This window comes from Gilvimarinus sp. 1_MG-2023 (assembly GCF_030548285.1).
This window is the reverse complement of the sequence record NZ_JAUOSC010000071.1, coordinates 1-543: the sequence shown is the minus strand read 5'-3', so window position 1 is coordinate 543 and position 543 is coordinate 1. Positions and strand designations below refer to the sequence as shown.

Below are 543 nucleotides of genomic sequence, written 5' to 3'. Positions count from 1 at the left end.
ACATGGGACATGTTCTCCAGCTGCTCGGTGGCAGCCTGATTCAGACGCGGGTGATTGTAACCATGTACCGCACACCACCAGGAGGCCATGCCATCGATCAGCTCGCGACCATCGCTCAGGCGTAACCGTACACCACTGGCAGAAGCCACCTGCCATACCGGAGCCGGGGTGGTCATCGAACTGTAGGGGTGCCATAAATGCTGGTGGTCAAATTCGGTATCGCTTAACGCCGGGTTTGACCAGGGTTTGGCGCTGGAGTGGTCATGGCCTGTCATCATCTGCTCTCACTGAAATCAATGACAGAAAGGTTAACGGATTTCAGCCATTAACTCCGCTACAACCCGATAACAGATCGATTCAACGGCGTGATTTCCTCTTTTGAGCTAAACAGTCGGAGCCAGCCTCACCATTAGTAAACCAAACCGGGCTGACCGTATTGACCTGTTCTGTCACCGTCTTATTGTCAAGCAACCCAATACTGCCTTTTAATCGCCACCTGACCGCCACCTCATCAACAGGTTAATCCGCTCCCAGGCCCAATTC

General features: G+C 53.2%; 1 protein-coding gene. It reads right to left on the bottom strand.

Annotated features, from left to right (window positions below; translation table 11 throughout):
• Positions 1-278, bottom strand: a 278-nt coding sequence (locus Q4563_RS15710) for an aminotransferase class III-fold pyridoxal phosphate-dependent enzyme (RefSeq protein WP_442903763.1), incomplete at its 3' end; no start/stop codon positions are given.
• Between the last annotated feature and the right edge of the window lie 265 nt (positions 279-543).